The organism is Gehongia tenuis, assembly GCF_014384795.1.
Classification (GTDB): Bacteria; Bacillota; Clostridia; order Christensenellales; family NSJ-53; genus Gehongia; species Gehongia tenuis.
The window spans coordinates 728,372-750,649 of the sequence record NZ_JACRSR010000001.1; the positions used below are offsets into that span (position 1 = coordinate 728,372).

Annotated in this window: 20 protein-coding genes; 14 read left to right on the plus strand and 6 right to left on the minus strand. The window is 57.8% G+C overall.

The annotated features are described in order from the left end of the window. Nucleotides 1-81: 81 nt before the first annotated feature. The 5 genes from H8696_RS03640 to H8696_RS03660 are packed head-to-tail and all read left to right on the plus strand — an operon-like array spanning nucleotide 82 to nucleotide 5,719. The gene (locus H8696_RS03640) at nucleotides 82-1,524 is read left to right on the plus strand and encodes an NAD(P)/FAD-dependent oxidoreductase (protein WP_249315003.1); all 1,443 of its coding nucleotides are present in this window, start codon (nucleotides 82-84) and stop codon (nucleotides 1,522-1,524) included. Next, nucleotides 1,521-2,759 carry an NAD(P)/FAD-dependent oxidoreductase gene (locus H8696_RS03645; RefSeq protein ID WP_249315004.1) on the plus strand — a complete coding sequence of 413 codons (1,239 nt, stop codon included), beginning with the start codon at nucleotides 1,521-1,523 and terminating at the stop codon, nucleotides 2,757-2,759. The genes H8696_RS03640 and H8696_RS03645 overlap by 4 nt, the downstream gene beginning before the upstream one ends. A 16-nt stretch (nucleotides 2,760-2,775) precedes the next feature. Next, nucleotides 2,776-3,117: a DUF1667 domain-containing protein gene (locus tag H8696_RS03650; protein ID WP_283244899.1), complete on the plus strand. Its 342-nt coding sequence runs from the start codon at nucleotides 2,776-2,778 to the stop codon at nucleotides 3,115-3,117. 49 nt (nucleotides 3,118-3,166) lie between these two features. Then, entirely contained in the window at nucleotides 3,167-4,825 is a 1,659-nt protein-coding gene (locus tag H8696_RS03655) for a nucleoside kinase (protein WP_249315006.1), read from the plus strand. Between the two features lie 15 nt (nucleotides 4,826-4,840). Next, nucleotides 4,841-5,719 (plus strand): carbon-nitrogen hydrolase family protein, encoded by an 879-nt coding sequence (locus H8696_RS03660; RefSeq protein WP_249315007.1) that lies wholly within the window; start codon nucleotides 4,841-4,843, stop codon nucleotides 5,717-5,719. 58 nt (nucleotides 5,720-5,777) lie between these two features. Here H8696_RS03660 and H8696_RS03665 read toward each other — a convergent pair whose 3' ends face one another. Next, nucleotides 5,778-6,662, minus strand: a complete 885-nt coding sequence (locus H8696_RS03665; protein ID WP_249315008.1) for an AraC family transcriptional regulator — start codon at nucleotides 6,660-6,662, stop codon at nucleotides 5,778-5,780. Nucleotides 6,663-6,766: 104 nt separating this feature from the next. Between H8696_RS03665 and H8696_RS03670 the strand changes: the two genes are divergently transcribed. Further along, entirely contained in the window at nucleotides 6,767-8,143 is a 1,377-nt protein-coding gene (locus H8696_RS03670; RefSeq protein ID WP_249315009.1) for an MATE family efflux transporter, read from the plus strand. Nucleotides 8,144-8,150: 7 nt separating this feature from the next. Beyond that, the gene (locus H8696_RS03675; protein WP_330605311.1) at nucleotides 8,151-8,753 is read left to right on the plus strand and encodes a DapH/DapD/GlmU-related protein; all 603 of its coding nucleotides are present in this window, start codon (nucleotides 8,151-8,153) and stop codon (nucleotides 8,751-8,753) included. Between the two features lie 54 nt (nucleotides 8,754-8,807). On the opposite strand, the gene H8696_RS03680 is transcribed toward H8696_RS03675, so the two are convergent. After that, a complete protein-coding gene (locus H8696_RS03680; protein ID WP_249315010.1) occupies nucleotides 8,808-9,944 on the minus strand; it encodes a protease complex subunit PrcB family protein in 1,137 nt (378 codons plus the stop codon). A gap of 112 nt (nucleotides 9,945-10,056) precedes the next feature. On the opposite strand from H8696_RS03680, the gene H8696_RS03685 reads away from it, so the two are divergent. The 5 genes from H8696_RS03685 to H8696_RS03705 all read left to right on the plus strand — a co-directional run bounded on the left by H8696_RS03685 (nucleotide 10,057) and on the right by H8696_RS03705 (nucleotide 14,087). After that, nucleotides 10,057-10,638 (plus strand): class II aldolase/adducin family protein, encoded by a 582-nt coding sequence (locus tag H8696_RS03685; protein WP_249315011.1) that lies wholly within the window; start codon nucleotides 10,057-10,059, stop codon nucleotides 10,636-10,638. Nucleotides 10,639-10,696: 58 nt separating this feature from the next. Continuing rightward, a complete protein-coding gene (locus H8696_RS03690) occupies nucleotides 10,697-10,954 on the plus strand; it encodes a hypothetical protein (RefSeq protein ID WP_249315012.1) in 258 nt (85 codons plus the stop codon). 113 nt (nucleotides 10,955-11,067) lie between these two features. Next, nucleotides 11,068-12,093 (plus strand): prolipoprotein diacylglyceryl transferase, encoded by a 1,026-nt coding sequence (gene lgt, locus H8696_RS03695; RefSeq protein ID WP_249315013.1) that lies wholly within the window; start codon nucleotides 11,068-11,070, stop codon nucleotides 12,091-12,093. 30 nt (nucleotides 12,094-12,123) lie between these two features. Continuing rightward, complete coding sequence (locus tag H8696_RS03700) at nucleotides 12,124-13,560, plus strand: nicotinate phosphoribosyltransferase (RefSeq protein WP_249315014.1); 1,437 nt, start codon at nucleotides 12,124-12,126, stop codon at nucleotides 13,558-13,560. 89 nt (nucleotides 13,561-13,649) lie between these two features. Next, complete coding sequence (locus H8696_RS03705; protein ID WP_249315015.1) at nucleotides 13,650-14,087, plus strand: DivIVA domain-containing protein; 438 nt, start codon at nucleotides 13,650-13,652, stop codon at nucleotides 14,085-14,087. Between the two features lie 90 nt (nucleotides 14,088-14,177). Here H8696_RS03705 and H8696_RS03710 read toward each other — a convergent pair whose 3' ends face one another. Next, on the minus strand, nucleotides 14,178-14,825 hold the full coding sequence (locus H8696_RS03710) for a flavodoxin (protein ID WP_249315016.1): 648 nt from the start codon (nucleotides 14,823-14,825) through the stop codon (nucleotides 14,178-14,180). Between the two features lie 12 nt (nucleotides 14,826-14,837). Continuing rightward, on the minus strand, nucleotides 14,838-14,984 hold the full coding sequence (locus H8696_RS03715) for a hypothetical protein (protein ID WP_249315017.1): 147 nt from the start codon (nucleotides 14,982-14,984) through the stop codon (nucleotides 14,838-14,840). A 164-nt stretch (nucleotides 14,985-15,148) separates the two neighbouring features. Here H8696_RS03715 and H8696_RS03720 point away from each other — a divergent pair, with 164 nt between their 5' ends. Further along, nucleotides 15,149-16,033, plus strand: a complete 885-nt coding sequence (locus H8696_RS03720) for a LysR family transcriptional regulator (protein ID WP_283244849.1) — start codon at nucleotides 15,149-15,151, stop codon at nucleotides 16,031-16,033. A gap of 51 nt (nucleotides 16,034-16,084) precedes the next feature. On the opposite strand, the gene H8696_RS03725 is transcribed toward H8696_RS03720, so the two are convergent. Then, nucleotides 16,085-17,956 (minus strand): Ig-like domain-containing protein, encoded by a 1,872-nt coding sequence (locus tag H8696_RS03725; RefSeq protein WP_249315018.1) that lies wholly within the window; start codon nucleotides 17,954-17,956, stop codon nucleotides 16,085-16,087. Nucleotides 17,957-18,180: 224 nt separating this feature from the next. Here H8696_RS03725 and H8696_RS03730 point away from each other — a divergent pair, with 224 nt between their 5' ends. Beyond that, entirely contained in the window at nucleotides 18,181-21,054 is a 2,874-nt protein-coding gene (locus H8696_RS03730) for a hypothetical protein (RefSeq protein ID WP_249315019.1), read from the plus strand. Nucleotides 21,055-21,105: 51 nt separating this feature from the next. On the opposite strand, the gene H8696_RS03735 is transcribed toward H8696_RS03730, so the two are convergent. Beyond that, nucleotides 21,106-22,245 carry an aminotransferase class V-fold PLP-dependent enzyme gene (locus tag H8696_RS03735; protein ID WP_249315020.1) on the minus strand — a complete coding sequence of 380 codons (1,140 nt, stop codon included), beginning with the start codon at nucleotides 22,243-22,245 and terminating at the stop codon, nucleotides 21,106-21,108. Nucleotides 22,246-22,278: the final 33 nt, after the last annotated feature.

The following is a 22,278-nucleotide window of genomic DNA, read 5'->3' on the forward strand; positions in this document are numbered from 1 at the left end:
CGGAGTATGGAGAGCCGCGCAGAAAAGGCCGGAAGGCTTTTTGTGCGTGGCTTTTTTGTATGGAAAAAGGGAGGCGGAAAGATGCGGGATGTTGTGATCATCGGCGGCGGGGTGATTGGTGCGGGAATCCTCCGGGAACTGACCCGTTATGCGGTGAAGGCCGTGCTGGTGGAAAAGGAGGAGGACGTGGCCTCCGGCGCCAGCAAGGCCAACAGCGCCATCGTCCACGCCGGCTATGACTGTGTGCCGGGAACGCTGATGGCGAAGCTCAACGTTGCGGGCAACGCCCTGTTTGACCAGGTTGCCGGGGAGCTGGAGGTGCCCTTGAAGCGGTGCGGCTCCTATGTGGCGGCTTTCGGTGCGGAGGACGAGAAGGAACTCAAAAAGCTCAAGCGTTACGGCGATGAAAACGGGGTGCCCGGTCTTCGGATCATCTCCGGCGAGGAGCTTCGGCGGCGGGAACCCGCCTTGAACGAGGGGATTACCGCGGCCCTTTATGCGCCCACCGGCGGCATCACCTGCCCATACGAGCTGACGGTGGCTTACGCGGAAAACGCCATTCATAACGGCGGCGAGGTGCTGGTGAATTTCGACGTGGTCTCCCTGCGGCGGCTGGAGGACGGATTTGTCCTTCGGGCGCGGGACGGCCGTGAAGTGCGGGCGAAGTATGTGGTGAACGCGGCCGGCGTCCATGCCGACGACATCAGCCGGCTTGCCGGCGCGGAGGATTTTGAGATTCATCCGCGGAAGGGCGAATACATGCTGCTGGATAGGGCCGCGGGGACCCTCCTTTCGTCGGTCATTTTCCAAACGCCGAGCAGGATGGGCAAAGGGGTTCTCGTAAGCCCCACCGTGGACGGCAATCTGTTCATCGGGCCCACGGCGGTGGACCAGACGGATAAGGAGGACCGGGACGTAACGGCGAAGGGCATCGGCGACCTCATTGCCCTCGGGCAAAAGAGCGTGCCCAGCGTGCCTGCGGGCAAGGTGATCCGCTCCTTTGCCGGACTTCGGGCCGTGAGCGGCACGGATTTTCGCATTGAAGCTTCCGGGAAGGTGCCGGGCTTTATCCAGGCGGCGGGCATCTGCTCGCCCGGGCTGTCCTCCGCGCCGGCTATCGCACTGCGGGTCGTGGACCTGCTGGGCGGGGCGGGCCTGGCCCTTGAGAAGAGAACGGACTTTGATCCCCATCGAAAACACATCCGAAGGTTCTCCGCCATGTCCCCCGGGGAGCGGGCCGATGCGGTCAGGGCGAACCCTCTCTACGGCAGAATCATCTGCCGGTGCGAGACGGTGAGCGAAGCGGAGATCGTGGAGGCCATTCACCGGCCCCTTCCGGCTACCAGTCTCGACATGATCAAGCGGCGCACCCGTGCGGGCATGGGCCGATGCCAGAGCGGCTTCTGCAAGCCGCGGGTGATGGAGATTCTGAGCCGGGAGCTGGGCGTTCCCATGGAGGAGATCACCCAAAGCGGCACAGGTTCCTGGATCGTGGAGAAAAAAGAGAGGGAGGGCCAGGCATGATCGAAGTGGACGTTGCAATCGTGGGCGGCGGCCCGGCCGGCTTGGCGGCGGCACAAGCGGCCCATGAGGAAGGTGCGAAGAGAATTTTGATTCTGGAGCGGGACAGCCATCTTGGCGGCATCCTTCAGCAGTGCATCCATAACGGGTTCGGCCTGCACTACTTTAAAGAGGAGCTCACCGGTCCCGAATATGCCGAACGGTTCGTGGAGAAGCTTTCCGGCACCGGCGTCAGGGTTTCCCTGGATACCATGGTGCTGGAGATTTCGCGGGAGCGGATCATCACGGCGGTCAGTCCGAAGGAAGGGCTCATGCAGGTAAAGGCCGGCGCCATTGTGCTGGCCATGGGCTGCCGGGAGCGGACGAGGGGCGCCCTCAATATTCCTGGGGCCCGGCCCTCCGGCGTTTTCACGGCGGGCTGTGCCCAGCGGCTCATCAATATGGAGGGTTACATGCCCGGCCGCACGGTGGTGATCCTGGGCAGCGGCGATATCGGCCTTATCATGGCGCGGCGCATGACCTGGGAGGGCGCCAAGGTCAGGATGGTGTGCGAGATCATGCCCTATTCCAGCGGGCTCACGCGGAACATCGTCCAATGTCTGGAGGATAACGACATTCCCCTCCGCTACGAATACACCGTCACCCGGGTTCATGGGGACCGGCGGGTAACGGGCGTGACCGTGGCCAAGGTGGATCAAAACCGCAGGCCCATCCCCGAAACGGAGGAGTTCGTGGAATGCGACACGCTGCTTCTGTCGGTGGGGCTCATCCCGGAAAATGAAGTGGCCCAGGGCCTTGATATTGAAATGGACCCGGTGACCCAGGGCGCGGTGGTGGACGAGAACCGCGAAACCACGGCGGCGGGGGTTTTCGCCTGCGGCAACGTGCTGCATGTGCATGATCTGGTGGACAATGTGAGCCTTGAGGCGGGCATCGCGGGAAGGGCCGCTGCAAAATTTGCGGCGGGCAGGCTCCCCGAGGAGGAGACGGTTTCCGTTAGGCCCGGCGAAGGCGTCCGATACGTGGTGCCCCAGCGCATCCGCCGGACGGCCGAGGGGTGCGAACTGTTCTTCCGGGTGGGCGATACGAAAAGAAATGTGAACGTGGTGCTGCAGGCCGGAGACACCATACTTCAAAAGCGCAGGCGGCCCATTGTGAAGCCGGGCGAGATGGAATCCATGAGGCTGAAGGAGGTCCCGTGCGCCTCCGAGCTCACGGTGAAATTGGAGGAGGTGTGAGGCCGTGAAAAGGGAAATGATTTGCATTATGTGCCCCATCGGCTGTCAGCTGACGGTGGAAAACCATGGGGAGGAACTGAAGGTCAGCGGCCAGGGCTGCCCAAGAGGCGAGGTCTATGCAAAGGACGAGATCACCCTTCCCAAACGGGTTTTGACCACCTCTGTGCCCGTGCTGGGCGGCGATATGCCCCTTCTGTCGGTGAAGACGGAAAGGGCGGTTCCCAAGATGAAGCTCGGAGAAATTTTAAGGGAGCTTCGGGGCATTGCCGTCAAGGCCCCGGTCCGCGTGGGGGACGTGGTGCTGAAGAATGCCGCGGGCACCGGCGTGGACGTGGTGGCCACCCGCCGAATTGATTGATTTTTGAAAATAGCGTAAACTATAGATGAACCCGAAAGGAGGTTTATCTATGAATACTTTTCAAGTGACGATATTGGACGCAAAATATGACTTTCCCATCGGCGTGAGTCTGGAGGAGGTCATGGCCCGGGTGAAGCCGGAGGGTTATGCAAAGATCGTGGCCGCCAAGGTGGACGGCATCCTCCGGGAGCTCACCTTCATGCCGGTGGAGGACTGCCGGGTGGAGCCGGTGGATCTTCGCAACGAGGACGGCCTTCGCATCTATATCCGGGGCCTAAGCTTCATCTACGTCATGGCCGTGCGGGAACTCTATGACGGCAGCCGGGTGGAGATCGATCACTCCATCAGCGGCGGGCTGTACTGCCGCGTGCACTGGAAGCGCCCTCTCACCCAGCGGGATGTGGCGCAGATCGAAACGCGCATGCACGAAATCGTGGCGGAGAACATGCCCTTTGAGCGAATTGAATACACCAAGGAGGAAGCCGTTCGTCTTTTCGAGGCCGATGGTCAGATGGATAAGGTGCGGCTCCTGAAATACCGGCCCTACGATCATTTCAATGTGTACCGCTGTTCCTGGATGAGCGATTATTTTTACGGCTACATGGTGCCCAGCACCGGATATCTGGATAAATTCGCACTGCATTACTATCTGCCGGGCATGGTGCTGCAGCATCCAAGGCGGGGTGAACCGGAGAAGAAGATCACTTTCTTTGATCAGCGCAAGCTGGCCGATGTTTTTTGGGAGGCCAGCCGCTGGGGCGAGATTTTGCAGTGCGTCAATACCGCCGACCTCAACCGGCTGGTGGAGGACGGACAGCTTCGGAACTTTATTTTTGTCAACGAGGCGCTCCATGAAAAGAAGATCGCCGAGATCGCTGACCAGATCAGCCAGCGGGGCAGCAGCCGAAAACTGGTGCTTATCGCCGGCCCGTCCTCTTCGGGCAAGACAACCTTTGCCCACCGCCTCAGCGTGCAGCTGCAGGTCAATGGCATGAGTCCGGTGGCCATCTCCCTTGACAACTACTATCGCAACCGCGAGGAGCTGCCCCTCGGCCCGGACGGCAAACGGAACTTTGAGAACATCGATTCCATCGACGTGGAACTTTTCAACGAACATCTGAGCCGCCTGCTGCAAAGCGAGGAGGTGGAGCTTCCGGAATACGACTTTACCACCGGACGGCGCAGGGACCATGGCAGGATTTTGAGGCTGGGGCCGGACCAGCCGGTGGTGGTGGAGGGCATTCACGGCCTCAACCCCTCCCTGACCCAGGGCATTCCGCCGGAGATGACCTTCAAGATATACATCAGTGCGCTGACCCAGCTCAATCTGGACGATCACAACCGGATTCCCACCACCGACACCCGTTTGGTGCGGCGGTTGGTGAGGGACCATCACTTCCGGGGCTTTTCCGCGCAGGAGACCCTGGATATCTGGGCCAAGGTGCGCATGGGGGAGGAGAAGAACATCTTCCCCTATCAGGAGGAGGCGGACGCCATGTTCAACTCCTCGCTGGTCTATGAGTTTTCCGTGCTGAAGCCCTTCGTGATGCCGCTGCTGAGGGCGGTCCCGGAGGAGGATCCCAATGCCATGGAGGTGATCCGTCTTCGTAAATTTATGAACTATTTTCTGCCCTTTACCGATCTTGAAGCCATCCCCAATACATCCATCATCCGGGAGTTTGTGGGCGGCAGCTGTTTTGAGGAATAGACTTTGGAGGTAAAAATGAGCAGGCTTAACGTTGCGCTGCTTCAGATCCTGCCGGGAAACACGGAGCAGGAGAATCTGCAAAAGGGTTTGGAGGCATGCCGGAAGGCGAAGGAAGCCGGGGCCGACATCGCGCTGTTTCCTGAGATGTGGAACACGGGCTACCGCATTGACGACGATCCTCGAAAGTTGAAAGCGGCGGCCATTTCAGTGGAGAGCGAGTTTATTGTGGCCTTTGGAAGGCTGGCGGCAGAGCTCAATATGGCCATCGCCGTCACACTGCTGGAGCGCTATGAACCCACGCCAAGGAATACAGTGGTTCTTTTTGACAGGCACGGCCGAAAGGTGCTGACCTACGCCAAGGTGCATACCTGCGATTTTGGCGTGGAGCGCGGGCTTACTCCCGGCGAGGATTTCTATGTTGCGGACCTTGATACGGCGTCAGGAACACTCAAGGTGGGCGCCATGATCTGCTACGACAGGGAGTTCCCGGAAAGCGCCCGCATTCTTATGCTGAAGGGTGCGGAAATCATTCTTGTCCCGAACGCCTGCCCGATGGAGATCAACCGTCTCTCCCAGCTGAGGAGCAGAACCTATGAAAATATGCTGGGGATCGCGACCTGCAATTATCCTGACGGGCAGCCGGACTGCAACGGCCACTCCTCCGCCTTTGACGGCGTGGCCTACCTGCCCGGCATGCCCGGTTCGCGGGACTGCTGCCTATTGGAAGCGGGCGGCGGGGAAGGCGTCTATCTTGCTTCATTCGATCTCAGTATGCTGCGGAATTATCGAAGAAGCGAGGTTCACGGCAATGCGTACCGCCATCCCAAGAAATACGGGATGCTTACCGATGAGAGCATTGATGAACCCTTTGTCCGCGGCGACTACCGGGCATAAGCTGGTAAAATGAAAATGGAGCGCAGTTAAAAACTGTGCTCCACTTTTTTCTCCGGGCTCAGCGGTGCTTTTTGAGGTTTTGCCGGTACTGACTGGGCGTGATGCCCATCACTTGGCGGAACACTTCGGAAAAGTAGCTCGCACCGTTGAAACCGCACACGGCGGCGATATCGGTGATGGACTTTTTGTCGTCGGCCAGCAGCACCAGGCTTTTTTGGATGCGGTAGTTTCTGAGGTATTCGATGGGCGCCTGGCCCAGCATGCTCCGAAACAGGTTGAAGCATTTGCTGCGGCATACGGCGCCGGCCGCGGCAATGTCTTTAAGGACGATGTTCTCGGTATAATGGGCCTCGATGAAGCTCAGCATGTTCATGACGGTCGTGATACCCTCCGCCGGGCGGTGAATGCCGTTTTTCTCCACGGTATTGCGGTATAACTGCGCCCAGAGCGCCAAAAATTCACTTTGAATCTCCAATTCGTGAGCGGAGGGAAGCTCCTGACTCAAAATATAGATCCTCTCCATACGCTCCTTGACCGTCAGGTGCCACGCCTCGCCGTCCAGCAGAACGCCGTCGCTGCCCGAATCCTGAATGAAGGGCTGGATGTAGCGGCTCTCGGTGTAGGCATTGCTGCATAGAAGCAGGGGATGGAGCACCAGCAGCATAAACACGCAGTCGCTCCCATTGACGGCGCTGCCAAAGTGCAGGCGGTTGGCGTTGACGATGAGCCCCTGGCCGGGAGTGAGAATATAGGTTTTGCCGTTGACAAAATAGGCCATGCGGCCTTCCCGCACGATGACGTATTCCAGTTCGGGATGCCAATGGCAGGCGGCGCTGCTTTGGTGCATTCGGGAAAGGCGGACGAGCCGGGAGCGAATCGGAAGGGACGGCGAGGTATACTGCACGATCTCGGACAGATCGCTGCGCACCGACAGTTCGGACAAAGGATCATTCCTCCTAAAAATACGATTGTTATATTATCATAGCAATAATTGATGGAAAGTTCAAGATGTTTAGCCTATACTGATATCGGAAAGGGGATTCAGTGATGAGGAATGCAACGCGAGCTTTTTATCGGTCTTTGTTTGTTTTGGTGCTGCCCATCGCGCTGCAAAACCTCATCACCACCCTGGTGAGCTCAGCGGATGTGGTCATGCTGGGCTATGTGAGCCAAACGGCGCTGTCCGCCGTGTCCCTGGCCAACCAGGTCCAGTTTGTGCTCAACCTGTTTTTTATGGGGCTGACCCTGGGCACCACCATGCTTACGGCCCAGTATTGGGGCAGAGGGGACCGCGAGGCCATCGGGCGGCTCCTTGGAATTGCCATCCGGCTGTCCATGGCCGTGGCCGTTCTTTTTTTCCTGGCAACAACCTTCTTCCCCCGAGAGCTCATGGGCATCTTTACGCCCGATGAGGCCATGCGGGAAGCAGGGGCGGTCTATCTTCAAATTGTGGGCGTATCCTATCTCATGATGGGCCTGTCCCAAATGGTTCTATGCGTGATGAAAAGCGTGGAGCGGGTTAAAAAAAGTACGGTAATCAGCTCCGTCTCGCTGCTGCTCAATATTTTGCTCAACGCCGTTTTCATCTTCGGGCTATTGGGCATGCCAAAGCTTGGTGTTGCCGGCGTTGCCCTGGCCACCACCCTTTCCAGATTGGTGGAGCTGGTCTGGTGCTTGTTTGATTCCCAAAGAAACAGGGTGCTTCCCATCAAGTTTTCCCTGCTGCTAAAGCATGACTCCGTGCTTTTCCGGGATTTTATGCGTTACTCCCTGCCGGTGCTCGGCAATGAGATCGTCTGGGGCGGCGCCTATGTCATGTATTCGGTGATCATGGGACATTTGGGTTCGGATATGGTGGCGGCCCATTCGGTGGCTACGGTGGCTCGGAATCTGGGCATCATCCTGTGCACAGGCATTGCCAGCGGCGGCGCGATCCTGCTTGGCAAGAAGCTGGGGGAGATGCGCATGGAGGAGGCCAGTGTGGATGCGGCCAGGCTCCTTCGCACCACGCTGTTCTTTGGATTTTTGGGCGCGGTCCTGATCATTGCCGCCCGGCCGCTGATCATGAACATGGTGGAGCTCACGGATACCGCTTATGCGTATCTTGACGGCATGCTGTGGATCAACGCCTATTACCTCATTGGCAAGGCGCTCAACACCACCCTCATCTGCGGCATCTTCTGCGCCGGAGGGGATTCCAAATTTGGCTTCATCATGGATGCCGTCGTCATGTGGGGCATCGCTCTGCCGCTGGGATTCTTGAGCGCTTTCGTGCTCAAGCTTCCGGTGATGACGGTGTATTTTGTCATTTGTCTGGATGAGTTCATCAAGCTGCCCGCCGTGCTGCTCCATTATCGCAGGCGGCGGTGGCTGGCCAATATCACCCGGGACTTCTCGGGTCAAGTAAATTGTGAGGAGGCATAAAAAGTTTATGACCATGACCATGCGAGAGAGGAAGGCCGCCAAACGGCTGTGGACCGATTGGTGCGAGGGGATGCCGGAGGACCGGCTGAGAGGCAAGGAGTACATGTACGAATACAACCACAGCCGGCCTTCGGAAAAAGAAAAGCGCAATCAGCTCCTGCAGGAAATGTTCGGCGCCTTTGGCGGCGGAACGGTGGAGCCGCCCGTCTATTTCTGCTACGGCAGCAATGTGTTTATCGGCAAGCATTTCTACGCCAATTTTAACTTGAATCTGGTGGACGATTACACCATCACCATTGGCGACGATGTGAAGATCGCGCCCAACGTGACCATCGCGGTGACCAACCATCCGTTGGATCCTGAAAAGCGCAGGGAAGGCGGTATGTATGCTCTGCCGGTGGTCATTGGCAACAACGTGTGGATCGGCAGCGGCGCCATCATCTGCCCGGGGGTGACCATCGGAGAGGGAAGCGTGATTGGCGCAGGCAGCGTGGTCACCCGCGATATTCCTCCCAATGTCATCGCCGTGGGCAATCCCTGCAAGGTTGTCCGGGAATTCAATGACCACGATAAGATCTATTACTACAAAGATATGAAGTTTGAAGAATAATTGTTTGTCCTCCAAAACTAAAGGCAAGGCGCCAACACACCTTGCCTTGCTTTTTTATTCCGTTTGGGGTGAGGGCGAGGGGGCCGGGGAAGGCGACGCCTCGCCCTCGCCGGAGGCCGCCGGTTCGCCGCTCGGGCTTTCCGAGGTGAGATTGATGTCCACCTCGGGCACCGTGGGAGAGGGCTCCAGATTGTCACCGGTGCCGGCATCGGAGGGTGTGGGCGTGGCCGGCGGGGCGGTGGGATAGTCGGTGTTCTTGAAGGCGGTGATCTGCTGCACCTCCAGGATGTTGTTGTCCACGTCGAGGAAAACCACCGGAAGCTCCTTTGGCACGTCCCAAACGTTCACCAGCACCGCCGAGATGGGATAGGTGGGGGTGGGATTGGGACTCTCGCCAATGTAGGGACTTTCCGAGGTGATGTACACCTTGGTGTAGTAGGTATTGCGCTCAATATGGTCCACCGTAATATCATAGCCGTCGGTGGGCTGCTCGCCCAGGGCCGCTACGATCAGATATTTGGTGTAGGGGATCATCACGTCGTCCTCATGGCTGAGCACACGGTAGAAGGAACCCTGCTTTTGATGTTCGTACATATCGAGGGCCACCTCGTACTCCACGCCCACACCTTCCTCCCGAAGCTCCTCCGGGGAGATGGTGGCGCGCAGTTCCAGCGAGGAGACCAGGTCCTCGCCCGTCTGTTCGCCGGGCAGCGCCGCCAGCTGGCGCACGCCGTCCAAAAAGACGGTGAACTGATCGTGAGGCTTGAAGTAGCGGTAGTCGTAGGTTTTTACGTCTCCGCCCCGGGAATCCTGCCACACGAGAAGATCGTCGCCCTTGACGTAGTAAAGCTCCAGCACTTCATCCCGATTATGGATCAGGATGCGGTGGGTGCTTTGGACGGAAGGTACAAAGGTGTATCCTTTGGGCTGCTTGATCTCGCTGGATCCAAGGACCAGGGAGCGCACGCTTTTAAGCCCTTCCAGCATGGTCTTGTCCATGGTGGTGGTGTACACCGTGGTTCCCACGTTCTCCTTCAGGTATTCAATCTCCACTTCGGTGGGAACGCCGTCGGCGTCAAGGCCGATTTTGCTCCACAGCTCCTCGCCGCTCATCAAAGAGGAGCAGCCGCCGGCCAGCAGAAGGCCGAGCATCAGGACGCTGAGCATGAGGCTTGTTACTATCTTTTTCATGATACCTCCAAGGCTTGTATTCACCTATGATTTTATGCAATGTGAAACCCATAAGTCAATTGCTTTTTTTGGCAATATGGATACAATGGAGATGAGAGGTGGTCAAAAGTCCATGAAACGCAATATCAACACCAATAGTCAAGTGATCAAATGCTGTCAGCATCTCCATCAGAAAAGCCTGATCAGCGCTTTTGGCGGCAATGTCAGCGTCCGTTCGGAGAACAAGATCATCATAACCCCCACGGGACTCCCTCTGCGGGAGGTGGCGGAGGATGATCTGGTGGTGGTGAACATGGCGGGCGAGGTGCTCTTCGGCATGGGCGAGCCCTCCTCGGAGCTGGCCCTTCATCTGGCCATCTACCGGAACTGGCCTCACATCAAGGGCATCATTCACACCCATTCGCCGGCGGCTACCGCTTTTGCCTATCTGGGCCGGGAGATTCAGGCGGTGAATCCGGAGAGCATGGAGTACCTCAAAGATATTCCCATCGTGCCCTATCGGCCCATCGGCAGCGATTCACTGGCGGACGCGCTGGAAGAGGTGGTTCGGGGCGGCCGGTACAACGCCATTCTTCTTGAACGGCACGGCCTTATCACGGTGGGCAGCAATCTGGACGTTGCCTACAACCTCACCGAACTCGTGGAGGAGACCGCCAAAATCAATCTTTATATCAAAATTCTACAAAACAGCTGACCACTGGTATTTTTCTGGTTTTGTCTGCTCATACTAGGACAAAAAGGAGGCGAAACCATTGAACAAGAAAAGAATTCTGGCTTTGATTGCGGTACTGGTCCTGGGCTTGGCGCTTGTGGTCGCCGGCTGTGGCAAGAAAAACGAACCTTCGCCCACGCCCGTTGCAACGCCCGCTCAGACCGTCAAACCTCTGGAATCGGTGATGCCCAGCATCCTGCCTTCCACATCGCCCACGGTATCCACCAGCCCGTCTTCGACGCCTGGGGCCATTGAAACGCCGGCGGATTCCGCGCTCACTTCCCCCAAGGCTGATTGATTCCAAACCCAAAGCTCCTTGCTTCAAGGAGCTTTTTTCATGTCCGGCATTTCTGTTGCGGATTGGAACTCTTGGCAGTATAATGAAACCACTATAAGCAAGGAGGCTGAAATATGGCTGACCCCATTGCGTTTACGGTATTTGGCAAACCGGTTTACTGGTATGGCATTTTGATTGCTGCCGCCGTTGTCGTCGGCATCATTCTTAGCTGGCGTGAAACCAAAAGAAGGGGCTACAATCCCGACAGCATCATTGACTTTGCGCTCATCGCCATTCCGATTTCCATCATCTGCGCCCGTATTTATTACGTGGTTTTTTCCTGGGATTACTACGCCAACGATTTTTGGAGCGTATTTAAGATCTGGGAGGGCGGCCTCGCCATCTACGGCGCCATCATCGGCGGCGTGCTGGCGGCGCTCATCTATGGTAAGTTTGGCAAGATCAGGTTTTGGGACGTGTGCGATATCGTGGTGCCCGCACTGGCGCTGGGCCAGGCCGTGGGCCGCTGGGGCAACTTCTTCAACCAGGAGGCTTACGGCGAACTCATCACCAATCCCGCCTTTCAGAAGTTTCCCATCGGCGTATATATCGAAAGCGAAGGGGCGTGGCATATGGCCACCTTCTTCTACGAATTCGTCTGGGATCTGCTGCTGTTCATTCTTCTGATGGCGGTGCGCAAAAAGAAGTTCAAGTCCGGTTCCCTCACCTTGATGTATTTCATGTTCTACGGCATTGGCCGATTCTTCATCGAGGGCCTTCGCACCGACAGCCTGTACTGGGGCGACTTCCGGGTATCCCAGGTGCTGAGTCTCGTGCTGGTGTTCGTATGCGGCGCCGTACTGGTGGTGCGGTTCGTGAAGAAGCGGAAGCTGGGCGCTGCGGCCGGGGATGCTGCGGACGGCGGTGAAACCGGCGGGATCGTGTCGGATCTGGAAGGGACCGGGGGCGAAGAGGCTCCCGCAGCCGGGAAAGCAGCGGAAGCGGCGGAAACGGAACCTGCCGAGGACGGACCGGCGCCGAATGAGCCGGCGGACGGATCCATAGAAGCTGAACCGGCCGGCGGAGACGGAGCCGAAACGGCGGAGGAACAGTCCGAGGCCGGGACGTCCGCAGCGGATGAGCCGCAGCCCAAAGACTGAGCTAAAGGGAACAAGGGGAGGAAACAAACGATGATACGAAACCTATCCATGATGACGGACCTGTACCAGCTGACCATGATGTACGGGTACTATAAGCATGGCATGCAGAATAATGTGGCGGTCTTTGACCTGTTTTTCCGCAGGAACGGCATCTCCTATGCGGTGGCGGCGGGCCTGGAACAGGTGATCGAATACATCCGCAATATCCATATGGATGCCAACGATATTGCCTATCTGCGCTCCCTCAACCTCTTCGATGAGGAATTCCTCGATATGCTGATCAACTTTCGCTTCACCGGGGATATCGATGCCATGCCGGAGGGCTCCATCGTTTTTCCCAACGAGCCCCTCGTTCGGGTGAAGGCGCCCATCATGGAAGCCCAGTTTATCGAAACAGCGCTGCTCAATATCGTGAACCATCAAACCCTTATCGCCACCAAGGCCAGCAGGGTGGTCCATGCAGCGGGCGGCGGCGGGGTGATGGAGTTTGGCCTCCGGAGAGCGCAGGGCCCCGATGCCGGCATCTACGGCGCCCGGGCGGCTATCATCGGAGGCTGCATCGGCACCAGCAATGTGCTCACCGGTCAGATGTACGAGGTTCCGGCCATGGGCACCCACGCCCATAGCTGGGTGATGAGCTTTCCCGATGAGATCAGCGCCTTCAGAGCCTATGCAAAGACCTTTCCCGATCAGTGCCTTTTGCTGGTGGATACCTACGACACCCTCAAAAGCGGCATGCCCAACGCCATCAAGGTCTTTAGGGAGCTGAGGGCGGCGGGTCATGAGCCCATGGGCATCCGGCTGGACTCCGGTGATTTGGCCTATCTCAGCAAGCAGGCCCGGAGGATGATGGACGAGGCCGGCTTTGAGAACGCCAAGGTGGTGGCTTCCGGCGACCTGGACGAGGAAGTGATCTGGGATCTTCGGGCCCAGGGCGCAGCCATCGATACCTGGGGCGTGGGCACGAAGATGATTACCAGCGCCGACCTGCCCGCTCTGGGCGGCGTCTACAAGATGTCCGGGGAAATCGGACCGGATGGTGCGCTGGTGCCCAAGATCAAAGTGAGTGATAACCCGGTGAAGATCACCAATCCCGGCATGAAGACGGTGTGGCGCATCTACGGCAAGACCTCCGGCAAGGCGCTGGCCGATCTCATCGCCCTGGAGGACGACACCTTTGACACCGAAAAACCCCTTACGATCTTTGATCCCACCGAGACCTGGAAGCGCATGACCCTTCGGGATTACACCATGCGGAAGCTGCTGGTGCCCATCTTCCGGGAGGGCCGCCAGGTCTACGCCGCGCCCAGCCTGATGGATATCCAGCATTACTGCGAAAGTGAGCTGGATACCTTCTGGGAGGAGTACAAGCGCCTGGTGAAACCGCACACCTACAAGGTGGACCTCAGCGACCGGCTCTATGACCTCAAGAAGAAACTTTTAAACGAAGCTCGGCCTGAATTTTGAAAAATACAGGGAATTCGACACCGCCCGTTTGACATTTTTTTGGACCCGGCCAAGGTATGCTTGTCCTAGAAGCAGAAGGAGGGTTCGGAATGCAAAGGATGTTTAGGGTGAAAGCGAGGGGCTACGACCCTTCGGAGGTGGAAGACTATATTGAGCGCCTGAAAAAGGACTTTGAGGAAGATTTAGCCCGCCAGAAGGATCGCCTGTTGGAGCTTCGGGCGGAGAATAAGCTTTTAAGTGAGGAACTGGCCGAGTTTCGGGATAAGGAGAATCAGATCGTGGGCGCCTTGGTGGAGGCCCAGTGCCGGGCATCGGCGGTGGAGCGGGAGGCCAAGGAACGTGCGGAGCGGCAGCTGATGGAGCTTGAAGGCCATAAGCGCAGGCTGGGTGAAGAAATGGCCGATACCCGGGCCAGACTGCTGAACCTGAAGAAAGCGGCCGCGGATGTCCTCGGCCTGTTCGTGGAGGAGATTGAACAGGAGGAAAAGGCCATCGCGGGACCCAAACCCATGAAGCAGGTGGGATAAAGGATGGGGCGGCGGGGGAGGGCTTAAAGCATCCCGTGCCGCAGGCCTCCAAACGGAAAAAAGGGCCGGAAGTGTACTTCCGGCCCTTTCTTATTCGGTGAGAGACAGACTTTCCGTCCATTCCTGGATTTCTTCATAATCGGCATTGGCGGCGAAGCGTTTCCCGGTAAGCCATGTCACATCGCCGGGACAGAGGGCCTTCAGGTTTGACTCGCTCTGGCTTATGCCGCTTCCCCCGGAAGTACAGAAGTCGATTACGGTTTTTCCCGATAGATCATAGGTCTCCACGAAAGTGTCGATGATCCGCGGCTCCTCGCCCCACCAGATGGGGTGCCCAATAAAAATCACATCATAATCGCCCATATTTTCAATGCTGCCGGAAATCGCAGGACGGGCGTCATTATTCTGCTGCTCACGGTTTGCTCTGCAGCCGTTGTCATTGTAATTGAGATCATCGGCGCTGTAAGGTTCAGCGGGCACAATCTCAAAAAGATCCGCGTCCGCCGCCTCGGCAATGTATTCGGCAATCGGTTTTGTCGTTCCGGTAGCGGAAAAGTAAGCGACCAGCACCCGGACGCCCGCTTTCGGCGCCGGGGACCCGGCGGGCCGGTTATCCGGCGTAACGGCGACGGGGCTTTTCAGTTCACGGCCTGGAGTTTTCTCGGTATTTTCCGCCGTACACGCGGAAAAGGGGAATACCAGCGTCATTAAAAAAAGAACGGACAACAGTTTTTTCATAGGTTTCCTCCGTCATATAGATTTTCCAAGTTCATAAGCTTCCCGCATATGGACGCTCTTTTTTGTCATTTCCGGCGTTCCGCAGCCGGTGCCGATCAGTCTCTGACTGCCATAAAGCGCCCGCTCTTCATCAAAGTTCTTATTTTCGATTGTTTTCATGGTATCCTCCTATTCTTTCTTCAGACCGTGCGGCTTCTTTCGCCCCTTCAAGTTTCAGTATACTTTGAATCCGACAAATTACAAATGGTTATTGATAATGGATTATCATCGTTTACAAGAATGATAATAATCCGTATAATGGAAGCACTGAAGGGAGAGCAAAAATGATTGAGACAAGACTATTGCGGTATTTTCTTGCCGTTGCCAGGCAGCAGAATATCACGAGGGCGGCGCAGACGCTGTTTGTGACCCAGTCAACGCTGTCCAAACAGATGATGGATCTGGAAAAACAGCTGGGCAAACAGCTGTTTATCCGCGGAAAACGGAAGTTGACGTTGACGGAGGAGGGGAGCTTCCTTCGCAGACGGGCGCAGGAGATCTTGGAACTGATGGACAACACGGAGTCCGCATTCCGGACGAATGCTGAAACCCTGAGCGGCGAGATTACCATTGGATGCGGCGAAACCATCGCAATGGATGAAATTGCGGCGCTGTTCGCTGAAATCCACGAGCAGTATCCCGATGTGAAATTTCACACCCACAGCGGCGCTGCGGACACCGTTCTCGAGCGGCTTGACAGCGGGCTTGCGGATATGGGACTGCTGCTGGGTCCTATCCGGCAGGAGAGATATGATTATTTGAATCTTCATAAAAAAGATGTGTTCGGACTGTTGATGCGAAAAGATTGTGAGCTGGCGGCACAGCGCTCCATCAACATCGACCAGCTCAAGTCGCTGCCGATGATTCTGCCGGAACAGACCTTTTCCGGGCATCAGGAGCTGGAGTGGTTCGGTTTGGATGTGCTCCATATGGTTGCGACCTATAACCTGATCCATAACGCAACCTTCATGGTTGAGCACGGAATCGGCTATGCACTGTGTCTGGACCGGTTGGTCAATACCGAGGGGCGCAACCTTGCCTTCCGGCCTATTACGCCGGAATTATCGGTGAATCTATACATCGTGACCAAGAAATACCAGACCTTTTCGCCCGCAGCAAAAGTGTTTTTGGAAAGGATTCGAGCAAACGTCTCCAGGATTTCCGTCTGACCCAAAAAACGGGGTAACCTCAAAAGAGGTTGCCCCGTGTCCTTTGCCTTCCTAGCGGGCGTGCCGTTTCACGGCGAGAAGGGTGAACGCGCCCAGAACCAAAACTGCAAACAGCACACCGAAAAGGGCCTCGTCCGAACGGCCGGTGCTGGGGATATCCGTAACCGCGGCGGGCGTGGCGCCTGGCGCCGGACTGGCCGTGGGCGCGGGCGCCAGGGTGCTCCCGGGCGTGGAACCCGGCGAAGGGGTTCCGGCGGAAGGCGTGGGCACGGCGGCCGGCTTAACGGTGACGGTTACTCTGGCGGTGACGGGATTGTAAAGGGTGGTGGCCGGTTTGGTGGCGGTGATCTCCGCGCTTCCCGGTCCGACAAGCGTTACCCTGCCCGTGGAGTCTACCGTGGCTACGGCGGGATTGGAACTGGAAAACTCCGTTGCAATGCTGTCCAATCCGCCAATCACCTCAAGGGTGAAGGGCGCATCGCCCATCGTCTTTTCCGGTACGGCCGAGATGGTGAGCGGGGGCTGGTCCTGCAGCGTGGTATCCGTCATGTCCCCGGAAGTGTAGATGGGATAAACCACGGCATTATCCGGCTTTGGGCTGTCCCCCCAAAAGTTGTTGGAGAGATTGGCTCCGTCCGCATTCACCGTAACGGCGGCGGCGGAAAGATCGCAGTTTTGGATGGAAGCGCCCGTATGGGTGATCTTGACGCTGCCCTCGATGCCGCCCTTGTTGCCGTCAATGGTGAGCGCCTTGTCGATAACAAGTTCGTTATTCAGCGGGCAGGTGCCCTGAAGCACCAGCGTATCGCCGTCGCCGGCCTGATTTACGGCAACTTCAAGATGGGTGAATACATTTACGGCTTGGCTGTTCTCGTCCTTGAGCAAAATGGCGGCGCCGGCATTCTGCTGGAGCCGGGTGGTTTCCGAGAGGATGATTTCATTGCCCGCGCTGCTGTCACCGAAAAAGAAGGCGGGGGTGGTGTCCACGGTTCCCACCACCAGGGTGCCCTTCAGGTCAGCGCTGTTATTGCCGGCCCCGTTATTGAGCGTGACGACCCCCTGAAGATTAGCGTTTCCCTTGGCGGTGATGGTGGATGCCGCATCCATATTGAGGTCACAGCCGGACACGCCCTCCAATACGATGGTGGAGAAGCCGTTGGAAGAACCGAATCCATGGGGGCACTCTCCGTTCAGCGTGGACCGCGTCAGATTGACGGTGGTGTTGTGGGCTGAACCGGCCGCATTGGTTTTGAGATAAATTGCGGCCCAGCCAATGAGCGTGCTGTCCGTCACATTGATAACGGCGTTTTCCGCCCAGCTGGTGATGGCATAATACTTGGGCGCGGTCACCTTGCTCCCGTTGACCACGTTCAGCGTTATGCCGGCAGCAAGAGGATGGAGCGTGATGGCCTGAGCCGTATCGGGATACGCGCCGTTGGGCGCGGATACGGTGGTGTTGTCCAATGTGATAACGGCGTTCGGCACATTGGTCCAAAGACCATGGAGGTTGCCGTACTGGGTGATGGTGGAATTCCGGAAGGTGACCTGCTGGCCGCTGGTGCCCGCAATTCGGACGATGGAGGTCTGGGTGCTGGAAGTACTGGTGAATTCGCAGCTGAAACCTTCCAGCGTCACCTGCCCGCCGGTGATCGTCATAGTGCCCGCGAGGTTCACCTTGCCCTCGCCGCCGGAGCGCAGGACAAGGGATTTATCGATGGTCAGAGATTCGGCGTAACTGCCCGGTGCAATGACGATTTCATCGTTGGGCGAGGCGCTGTCGATTGCATCTTGAATCGTATTGTAGCCTGCGCCGGTCGTGCTGTTCACCGCCGGTTCGCCTTCCGCCAATACCGCGCCGCTCATGGCGGCAAGCATGGCAAGAACAAGAACGGCGGTCACAAAAATGCGGAAGCTGCTTTTCATGGTTAATCACCCTTCAGTATAATTTGAGTTATAACTATAATTATAATTCATTCCCCTAAAAATTCAACCCCAATAAGGGATAGGATATTACTTTAGATTTCTATTCATTTCGCATTGCATGCCAAGAAATAATCTGTTATACTACTTGATGTAAAAATGATTTATTCTGGAAGCCGCATGTGCATATTTATGGTTATGGTTTTTATGAAGAAAGGGGTAGCGGGATGAAACGAAAGAAGAAAGGTCTATTGGCGATGACCCTTTGCGCGGTGATGGCGTTCACGGCGTTTGGCGGCGTGGCGTTCGCGGAAGGCCTGGGAGCGGGATCCGCATCGGAACCGACTCTGGGAGCATCCCTTGAGCCTTCGCCAAGCGAAGATACGCTGGAGGAAGGGAGTCCATCAGCGAGCGCGGAACCTTCTCCAGGTGCAAAGCCCTCTCCGAGCGCGGGAGCGGGCCCGCTGCCGCATGTCAGTATGGGAACCCCGCCGGCTGGCGAGGGCCCGCAGCCCGGGCTGATGACCGTGCCCGGCGCAAGGAACGGCGGGGTCAATACGCCGGAAGATTTTGTGGCCGCATTGAATGCCGGTGCGGAAACGATCGATTTATCAGGTAACATTGCGCTGTCCAGCACCGCCACGATCACAAATCCGGTACGGATAAATCTGAATGGATTCACGCTGAGCACCGCCGGAAGAAGCAAGGTGTTGTCCATTGGTGCGGACGTTACGATTCAGGGACCGGGGACGATTTCCTGCGGCGACGGCACGTCGTCCGGCCCCACGTCGTCCAACGTGGTCATTCAGGTCTCCAGAGGCACGCTGACCCTGAACAATACCACGGTTGAGGCCGGCGCGACGACGGGTTCGTCGTCCACTTCACAGGCCTCCGGCGGCATCTGGCTGTCCACCGGCAATATAATACTGAACGAGTCCAAGGTCGTGGGTGGAGCTTACTCCGGCCCTGGAGGCGAGGGCGGCTACGGTATTTGGCTGCAAGGGACCGCTACCCGGCTGGAAGCAGCGAACAGCACCATCACGGGCGGCAGCGGGACGGATACCTCTACAACGGATTTTGGTTCGAATCAGGCGGGTGGCGGCGCGGCCATACAGACGTCATCCGGCGATAAGACGGTGATTTTGACCAACTGTGCGGTTACGGGAGGCCAGATCACGAGCAAGAATAAGAAGAACGCCAATGGCAACGGCGGCGCGGCAGTCCGGATGCAGAGCGGCGTGTACCTTGAGGTGACCGGTGGAACGCTGTGCGGCGGCAGTACGGTCAACGCGGGGACCGGCGGCACAGGCGTGTGGCTGCAAAGCGGCGGCACCATGGTGATCAAGAACGCTTCGGTGTCCGGCGGCGAAGGCGCCAACCTGGGCGAGGGCGGCACGGGCGTGCTGTGCCAGTCCGGCGCGATGGATATCAAGATAGAAAACACTTCGGTGAAGGGCGGCGACGCCTACGACGATTACGCGGGCACCGCGCTTTTTACCGGAGGTCAGAATACAAGCGGCACAATTAAGGTTGTGGGCGGCGGGGTCTCCGCGGGGAACGGGCCGGCTTGGTCCGCCGCCCCCTTTGGCGTGGACATGCAGACCAATGCCAGCAGTGTACAGATCAGCGTTACCTTGGATGACGCCGTGGTCTCCGGCGGGGACAGCGGAGCGGCTGTCGGGATCAGCGCGGCGGCGCTGGACGGCGGAAAACTGAAGCTGACCGACTCCCAAACCCAGGGTACGGTGAGGGTGGGCAGTGAGGGGGCTACGGTTGAACAGCTGAAAAAGTTGGCTGGGAATACGCAGAGCGTATTTACGGATGAAAACGGCAATGCCCAATTCGGCGGCAAGCCCGCAGGCGCGGTGGAGGACCTCCGCCCCGTATACAACGAAACGGCGGGCACATATCATGGGACGCTGGCGGAAGCGCTGATCGAAGCGGGACCGGGGGATACGATCAAGCTGCTGCAAAGCATGGATTTGTCCGATGCCGGTGTGTTGAATGTCTCGGGACTCACCATCGATTTGAACGGCAAGACAATTTCCGCAGAGAATTTTACGCTCTTTTTTGAGGGCTCCGATTTTATCCTGAAGAATGGGACCTTCGATTCAAAAGGCGGCAGCTATGCTCTGTTTATCGGGGACGAGAGCGTTACCGACAACGTCATTGTGGACGGCGTAACCCTGCTTGGCGGCATCAATGTGTATAATGCAACCAACGTCAGGCTGCGGAATGTGGAGGTCACTGGAACGCTTCATTATGCAGTGTGGTGCGATGAGGGCGGTCAGGTGACGATCGAGAGCGGCACGTTCAAGACGAATGGCGTGGCCGTGCTGGGCATGACGGAGCCCGCCACGGACAGCGTTCTCAATATTGAGGATGGAACCTTTATAACCAATGGCAAACCCCTGGTTCTGGAGGATGGGGACAAATGGGGCGATCCTGCCATCAAGGGCGGGACGTTTACTGTGGATGTGAGCGGCTATCTCGCCCCGGGTTACGAGATCATCCCCGGCGCCGACGGGACCTATGGCGTACAAAAGCATAACCACAGCTGGCTTGCGGCCTGGACCAGCGATGAGACGCATCATTGGCACGAATGCGGCGGTGCAGCCTGTTCCGCCGCCAACAGCGAAAAGGATGGCTATGGACCCCATACGGCGGATGGCGGCACGGTGACCTTGGAGCCCACGGCAGCGGATAAGGGGCTTCGCACCTACGCCTGCACCGTCTGCAAACGGGTGCTCCGCACCGAGGAGATTCCCGCGCTGGGTCATGCGCACAGCTATGATGGCTGGCGGTTTGACGAGAACGGCCATTGGAAGGTATGCTCCTGCGGGGAGACGGCGGAACGGGGTGCCCACACCTATGGAGCGTGGAGGACCACCAAGGCTGCCACGTCCAGCGAAATGGGCAGCCGGGAAAGAAGCTGCACGCAGTGCGGCTATAAACAGGTTGCCGCGGTTCCCATTCAAACGGATGTGCCGTCAACGGGTCATACCGGGGGCGCCCTTTTGTGGGCGGCGCTGGCGCTTCTGGTGAGCGCTGGGCTTCCAGGCGCCGTTCTTTACGGCCGCAGAGCGAAAAGCAGAAAATAGATTGAATATCAATGCCCCGCAGAAAAAATCTGCGGGGCATTTTGTTTTCGCTCAGGGTTCCTTTTGCACGGCGCATAGGGCAAAGAGCAGGGCATCCACATCTTCAGCGGTGTTGAAGAATCCGAAGCTTGCCCGGATGGCGCCCTGCTGGAGGGTGCCCAAATATTTATGGGCGAGGGGCGCGCAGTGCAGGCCCGCCCGAACGGCGATGCCGCGGTCGTTCAGGGCGTCGGCCACCTCGCCGGAATCCCGGCCCTGGAGATTAAAGGCCACTACACCGCTGCGAAAGTTGGGGTCCTCCGGGGAATAGACGCTAACGTCCTTCATGTTCTTGAGCCCGGTGATGAGCCGGGTGGAAAGCTCCCGCTCATGGGGTAGGATTTCACTTTGATGGTCCATAACAAAACGAAGTCCGGCATAGAGCCCCGCGAGGCCCGGCGTGTTGAGAGTGCCGGATTCATAGCGTTCCGGCGTCTCCATGGGCTGGAAGAAGCTGTCCGAGGCCGTGCCTGTGCCGCCTTCCTTGAGGGTTTTCAGCATAAGGCCGGGCCGGATATAGAGACCGCCGGTACCCTGGGGACCGTACAGCCCTTTGTGGCCGGGAAAAGCAATAAGGTCCGCTTCCAGCTTCACCAGATCCAAAGTTAGAATGCCCGCCGACTGGGCAGCGTCGATCAGGAAGGGAATGCCCCGCTTTTTCAGCATGGCGCCCACTTCATAGACGGGCTGAATGGCGCCGGTGAGGTTGCTGCAGTGGGTCAGGACCACGAGGCGGGTGGAGGATTTGACGGCTTTGGCGATGGACGCGGCACTGACCACGCCGTTTTCCTGAGGATAGACCAGCGTAAGGGTGATGTACCGCTCCGCCTCCAGTTTCTTCAGCACCCGGAGCACCGAGTTGTGCTCAAGAAAGGTGGATACCACGTGGCTTCTCGGCTTTAAAATGCCCTTGATGCCAAGATTGAGGGCGTCGGTGCAGTTGCTGCAAAAGACGAAGCTGAGCGGATCGCCGCAATGGAAATACCGGCAGCACATCTCCCGCGCCGCATACACAACCCGGCCCGCCGCAAGGGACATCTTGTGTCCGGAACGCCCGGGATTGGCGCAGATCTTGGTCATGGTGCTGTACACGCTCCGGTAGACCTCCGGGGGCTTGGGGAAGCTGGTCGCCGCATTGTCAAGATAAATCATGTTTTCCTCCTGTCACCGCTCAAGACTTTGATT